A 6495-nucleotide genomic window follows, 5' to 3' on the forward strand; every position below is an offset into this window, starting at 1 on the left:
TGGTCTAGCCCGCCTGCAACGGTGAACGGCTGATCCGCTGTGCCAGTCCTGTTCCGATCACGGCTCCCAACACGATCACTCCGGGCAGCGCCGGCAATTCCGGCAAGGTAAAGGCGGTGAGCGCCAGCGTCAGCAACACGGCTGCCGCCGCCGCTGGATAGGACCAGTCACGGCCGCGATTGCGTGCACCGGCCATGAACGCCGCGATGCCCACGATCGTAACCGCGAGTGAAGTCCAGAACATGGCGGAACCGAACTGCGTGATCAAGGCGGCGGCGCTGGTTGCCACCACGGGCCGCGTGGTCGCCCCTTGCCAGTCCATGTAGGTCGATGCCAGCTTTGCCGTGGTGCCGGCACCGCCGCCGAGCGCGGGCAGGTCGGCGAGCAGATTGTAGGTCGACTGCACGAGCTCGTCCGGCGCATGGGTGAAGGCTATGGCAAGCGCCACGTCGGGATGACGGTTGGCGATCGCCGTTACCAGCGCGATCAGCGCGATCGCAGCCGCAGCGGCAGCGCTGCTCCAGCGACGCAGATGAAGTTTTCGCGCGGCGAAGCTCATCAGGACGAGCACGATGCCCGCTGCGATTGCGATTGCGGCACCGCGCCGTCCGTACCAGCAGGCGCTGGCGGCGCAAAACAGCGCGCTGGCGGCGAGCAGCCGGCGCAATCGGGCCGACTGGGCCGCCGTGCGGCCGCCAATATGTCCGCCGACATCGAGCGCGCGCGCAAGGCTGAACGGGACGCCCATGAGAACGACGACGAGGAATCCGTTTGCCGTCCCGTCGTGCGTAGCGTCGGCCGCGCCAAGCCAAGCTTTGATCGGATCGCTATACGCCAGCAGGATCAGCGCCGCGACGGCCGCCGTCGCTGCAATGCTGCGGGCCACCATGTCGGCGCGGCGGGCATCGATTGCGATCGCCGCGGCGGTGATCATGACCGAGAGCAGCGACAACCAGAGCAGCAGCGCGCCAAGGCTTGCACCGGTATCGATCGTGATGCTGCCGCTGAGCGGTGTCTCCAATGTTTCGCCGGCGAACTTCCACACCGGATGCGCCCAGAACGTCAGCGGAAGCATCTGCAGGATGATCCAGAGCATCGGCACCAGCGCTGCCGCCACGGCGGGCCCAGCGACCCGCTTCAGGAAAGACAGTTCACCTGGCCGGATCGCCGTCAGGCTTGCCAGCAGTCCGAGCGACGTTGCGGCGCCGACCAGGCCAATGGCGAGCGACGCATCGATGAGACCCACCGGTATCGACGCCCCGATCAAGATGCAGATGAAAGCCGTGACGTTCCACACGGGAGGGGCAAATCCTTGGGAAACAGGTCCTGCGGAAGATCAGAACGCAAGGCAGCGGGATGCCCCGGGCTCGCCGCAAGGTCAATGGAAATCGGGCGCGCCAGATCGCGCGACCGCGTAGCGGGCTACTGCGGACGGCGCGCGGCGATGAGCGGCGGCGAGGTGCGGGAGCGGAGCAACGGTGCGAGGGCGCTCGCGAGATATCCGCCCTGCAGCGATACCATGGCGATGACCATGAGCAGCGCAGTCTCGGACCACGAGAGGCGCGCTACGCCGATGGCGGCCAGCAGCATCAGTTCGGCAAGCATCACCGGCACCAGCACCAGACAGTGCTGGCGCAGCCCGAGCACGGCGCCGCCGATCAAATTGCCAAGCAAAACAAATAACATAACCAAACCCTGCGCCCGTATATTATCGGGCCGGGTCCTAAGCCGGGGTTAACCCGGTCGTCGCAAATCGTCGGAAGGTCACACGAAATCAAAGCCCAAGATCAAAGCCCAAGTGATGTCGCGCGGGCCGCTTGCCTCTCGGCGCCGCGGGGTCGCTGCATTGCCTCATCTTGCTAACATTTTTTATCAATTGCAGTGCAATATATCGCGGATTATTGTGATTGTGGCAGTCGGCGCGTTACGGCTCTGCCGGAGTATTTGAATGTCGCGTGCGAATTTCATTCGAGCAATGTCATGCACCAGATCCGTAACGCTGAACGGTCCGATCGTGGCCGCCTACAACGCAACTTTACTTCGTAATTCAATCAAGCTTGCGCCCTGATACTGGGGCGTGAGCCGGCCCGGCCGGCTTCATGACACGCTTACGATCACCTTCCGGCTCACGCGGGGCGACGGCATTGCCGTGGCCGGTACGATGGTCGTCGTGGCTGTTCTGCGCCGTCGTCGCTTTGGCCCCACTGCCGCTCGGCTCGGTCGGCGGCGTCGCGTCCGCGATCTGGTCGATCCTGCTCGGAATCGCCTTGCTCGGGGTGCTGCCGATGCGTTTGCGCGGCGGCCAGCTCGCAATCCTCGCGATGACGGCACTGCTGACGGCGCTCGCCATGCTGGTGTTGCACGAGCAGTCGGCGGTGCGGCCCTGGTTGGGCGTGGCGCCGAACGCGCTGTGGGCGGAGGCCGGCAAATTGCTGCCCGCCGAGCTTCCGCCAGCCGTGACGATCGCGCGCGATCAGCCGTTCTATTCCGTGGGCGTCGGGATCGTCTGCCTGCTCAGCTTTGCGATCGGGGTCGTGCTCGGTGCGAGCCGCGCATTGGCGCGCGGGTTGCTGCGGGCGGTGGCTGTGGCCGGCCTGGTCTATGCGATCCTTGGCATCATCACCTTCGCGATCGATCCCACCCGGATCTACCTGCTTCACGAGAAGCAGGCTCATCTGGAGTGGTTGACGTCTCCCTTCGTCAACCGCAACACGGCGGGCATCTATTATGGCTGCTGTGCGCTGATCTGGCTGTTGTACGGCTGCGAATTGATCGAGCGGCATTGGCCGTCGCGTCGGACCAGTCTGCCACGCCTGTCGGCGCGCTTCGATGTGCCGGCACGGCGCCGGCTCGCCGGCCATGCATCCGGCTGGCTCATTTGCCTGCTGGCGATGTTTCTGACCGGATCGCGCGGCGGCGTCGGGATCTCGCTGCTCGCTGCGGTCGTAGCCGCCGCGATCTTCTTTCGTAACCGGATGCCGCGCCGCTACGGCCTGATTATGGCGCTTTGCCTCGGCAGCCTGGTCGCGCTGGCGCTGCTGCAACTGCTCGGCGGCGGCGTCGGCGCGCGCTTCAGCACGATCGGCCTGTCGGACGAGGGACGATTCTCGACCTATCGCACGACGTTGCGGATGATCTGGGACCATCCCTGGCTCGGCGATGGTTTCGGGTCCTTCGAATGGGTCTATCCGGCCTATCGCACCGACGAAATCTCGTTGCGCGGGACCTGGAACCGGGCCCACAACAGCTGGCTCGAGCTGGCGTCCGACGGCGGAATGTTAATGGCCGGCGCGGTCATGATCGCGCTGCTCGCAGCCTTCGGCGTGCTCGCGCATGGCGTGCGGACCCGCCGCCGAGACGTGATCGTGCCGCTCGCGGCGCTCTGCGCGTCGGCTGCCGGCGCACTCCATTCGATGATCGATTTCCCGCTCCAGATCACCGGCTACGCCGTTGTTATCGCGGCGTTGCTCGGGGCGGGCCTGTCGCAATCGTTCCGCTCCAGCAGGACCACCGGCAGTGGTCGCGGCGAGAATGACGCCTGTGTTGTGGCGGGTTCGCCAATTAACGTTGAATTCGCGGGTCGGCCCGGGGGCGCGGCGGGGGCAGGGGTTTTAATTGGCGCGATAACTCTGACTATGCTAACGAACTGTTAGTATTCGTTAGGGAGATAGCAATGTTCACATTTGAGCGATCCGGCGGTCTCTCCGCTCCGCGCCTGGCGGTATTGGCATGCGCGGCGCCCGGCGGCGGCGCGCTCGAGGCCATCAATGGCAACAGCGTGAACACCGGCATTTTCAGCCTCGCCTCGTCGGTCACCGGATCCGGCAGCGGGGCGACAGGTACGACCGCCGGCGGCACCACGCTTCCTCCAACAGTTGCTCTCTGAGCGGCTTGCGATCGCCAATGGAGAATTCTCTGCAGCAACGCGCTTCGGCGTCAGCGGCGGGACGCTTCCCGGGATCATTGGAGGGCGCGAGGGCAGGATGCATCCTGCCGGCGCGGCGATAGGACGGAGATGCTCCAGCGCAACCAGATTTCGCCGGCTGTCGATCTGAGAAATCGTCCGGCCGAACTGCCGTCGCTGGCGGAGACCTTCGACGCCTTCGTCACCTATCTGCTGCGGCAGTATTTGGTCATCCTCGGGACTGCCGGCCTCTGTTTGTTCGGCGGCATCTGCTACCTGATGACGGCAGCGCCGAGCTATACCGCGCTTGCCACGATGATCATCGACATGCGCAAACTCCAGGGCGCCCAGCAGCAATCGCCGGTGAATGACGCCCCGGTCGATTCCTCCGCGGTCGAGAGCCAGGTCGAAATCCTGAAGTCGGAGAACGTTGCGCTCGCGGTGATCCGCGACCTCAAGCTCAACGAGGATCCGGAATTCATCGGGTCCGGGGCCGGCGCGGCGGGAGCGGTGCTGGATTTCGTGTCCGGCCTGTTTGCCGGCAGCGCGCCGCCCAACGAGTTCTACCGGACCCGGCGCGCGGTCCGCACCTTCGAGAAGCAGCTCGACGTCCGCCGCCGCGGCATGACCTATGTGATCGAGGTCTCTTTCCGCTCGCTCGATCCCGAGCGCGCGGCGCAGATCGCCAACGCGGTTGCCGACGCCTACATCGTCGAGCAGCTCGATTCCAAGTATCAGGCGACCCGCCGCGCCAGCGTCTGGCTGCAAGACCGCATCCAGGAGCTGCGCAGCCAGGCATCCAATGCCGAGCGCGCGGTGCTCGACTACAAGAAGACTAACAACATCGTCACGTCCAGCGGCAAGCTGCTCAACGAGCAGCAGCTCGGCGAGCTCAACACCCAGCTGGTCCATGTGAAGTCGCAGGTCACCGACGCCAAGGCCAGGCTCGACCGCATCGAGGCGGTGGTGAAGGGGGGCGTCCCCGATGCGACGGTTGCCGATACCCTGAACAACCAGGTCATCACCAAGCTGCGCTCGCAATATCTCGAGCTTGCCAACCGCGAGGCCGACTGGTCGTCGCGCTACGGCTACAATCATCTGGCCGCCGTCAATCTGCGCAACCAGATGCGCGAGATCCAGTCGTCGATCATCGACGAATTGAAGCGGCTCGCCGAGAGCTACAAGAGCGACTATGCGATCGCCCTGCAGCGTCAGACCGAGATCGAGCGCGCCGTGAACGATTCGGTTTCGCAGTCGCAGTCCACCAACCAGGCGCAGGTCACGCTGCGCGAGCTCGAGAGCGCGGCCCAGACCTATCGCTCGCTCTATGACAATTTCCTGCAGCGCTACATGGAAAATGTGCAGCAGCAGTCGTTTCCGGTCAACGAGGCGCGGGTGATCACCCGTGCCTCGCGTCCGCTCAGCAAGAGCCACCCGCAGACCTTCGTCGTGCTCGCGCTCTCGGCGCTCGGCGGCCTGATCGCCGGGCTCGCGCTCGGTGTGTTGCGCGACCTCTATGACCGGGTGTTCCGCACTGCTGACATGGTCGAGACCATCCTCGATGCCGATTGCGTCGCGATCGTTCCCCGCCTCTCGCCGAGCCAGCTCAAGGCGCCGGTGGCCGGTCGTCCGAACCTGCCGGTCGCCGCGCGCATGATCCAGCGCGGCGACGAGCCGGTGCTGTGGGCGGCGATCGATTCACCATTCTCGCGGTTCTCGGAAGCGATCCGCTCGATCAAGGTCAATGCCGACCTCAACGTCGCCAAGCCGTCGAAGATCCTTGGCCTGACCTCGGCGCTGCCCAACGAGGGCAAGTCGACGCTGGCCTTCGTGTTCGCGCAGCTGGTCGCCCAGAGCGGGGCGCGCGTGCTCCTGATCGATTGCGACCTGCGCAATCCCTCGCTCAGCCGCAAGGTCGCCGCGAACGCCGAGCGCGGCATTCTGGATGTATTGTCGAACAATGCGACATTGCAGGACACGCTGTGGCGCGATCCAGAGACCGGTCTTGCCTTCCTGCCGGGCGCCACACGGTCGCGCATCGCGCATTCGCACGAGGTGCTGGCCTCCGACCAGATGAAGGATTTCATCGACGGCGTCCGCAGCCGCTATGATTACGTGATCGTCGACTTCCCGCCGCTGACGCCGGTGGTCGATGTCCGCATCACCGCGCACTTCGTCGATTCCTTTGTCTTCATCGTGGAATGGGGCAAGACCCAGGTGCAGGTGGTCGAGCGGGCGCTGCGCAGCGCGCGTGCGGTCAACGAGAACCTGCTCGGCGTCGTGCTCAACAAGGCCGATATCGCCGCGATGAGCCGCTATAGCGGCTACGGCGGCAAGAACTACTATTACAACTCGCATTATGGGCGATATGGCTACACCGAGTGAGACGCGAGGCGGGATGCCCCGGCGCGCCGCCGTCTGGCTTGCGCGCGGCTTCCTGGCCGCGGTCGCGTGCTCGTCGGTCGCCTGGGGCGCGACCACCTTGCCGGTCTTTGTCGACCAGAGCCGGTTGGACGGCGCCAGGGACCTGATCCTGCGCAACGTGCCGGTCAGCGACGCCGAGCTCGGCGACCTCGGTCCGCTGCTGTCGC

5 protein-coding genes and 1 pseudogene are annotated in these 6495 nt (G+C 65.3%); 4 read left to right on the top strand and 2 right to left on the bottom strand.

Annotated elements, in window-relative coordinates; genetic code table 11:
* Positions 1–4: 4 nt before the first annotated feature.
* Positions 5–1246 carry a hypothetical protein gene (locus H8B02_RS25345; RefSeq protein WP_229168769.1) on the bottom strand — a complete coding sequence of 414 codons (1242 nt, stop codon included), beginning with the start codon at positions 1244–1246 and terminating at the stop codon, positions 5–7.
* A 176-nt stretch (positions 1247–1422) separates the two neighbouring features.
* Positions 1423–1686, bottom strand: coding sequence for a hypothetical protein (locus H8B02_RS25350; RefSeq protein ID WP_229168770.1), 264 nt, complete (start codon positions 1684–1686; stop codon positions 1423–1425).
* 458 nt (positions 1687–2144) lie between these two features.
* Here H8B02_RS25350 and H8B02_RS25355 point away from each other — a divergent pair, with 458 nt between their 5' ends.
* The 4 genes and pseudogenes from H8B02_RS25355 to H8B02_RS25370 form a co-directional block, all read left to right on the top strand.
* Positions 2145–3653: an O-antigen ligase family protein gene (locus H8B02_RS25355; protein ID WP_229168771.1), complete on the top strand. Its 1509-nt coding sequence runs from the start codon at positions 2145–2147 to the stop codon at positions 3651–3653.
* Positions 3654–3673: 20 nt separating this feature from the next.
* Positions 3674–3886, top strand: coding sequence for a hypothetical protein (locus H8B02_RS25360; RefSeq protein ID WP_229168772.1), 213 nt, complete (start codon positions 3674–3676; stop codon positions 3884–3886).
* A 129-nt stretch (positions 3887–4015) separates the two neighbouring features.
* A complete protein-coding gene (locus tag H8B02_RS25365) occupies positions 4016–6289 on the top strand; it encodes a polysaccharide biosynthesis tyrosine autokinase (RefSeq protein ID WP_229168773.1) in 2274 nt (757 codons plus the stop codon).
* Between the two features lie 13 nt (positions 6290–6302).
* A pseudogene (locus H8B02_RS25370) lies at positions 6303–6495 on the top strand (hypothetical protein); the annotation flags it as partial.

Origin of the sequence: Bradyrhizobium altum (genome assembly GCF_020889705.1) — a bacterium.
Classification (GTDB): domain Bacteria; phylum Pseudomonadota; class Alphaproteobacteria; order Rhizobiales; family Xanthobacteraceae; genus Bradyrhizobium; species Bradyrhizobium altum.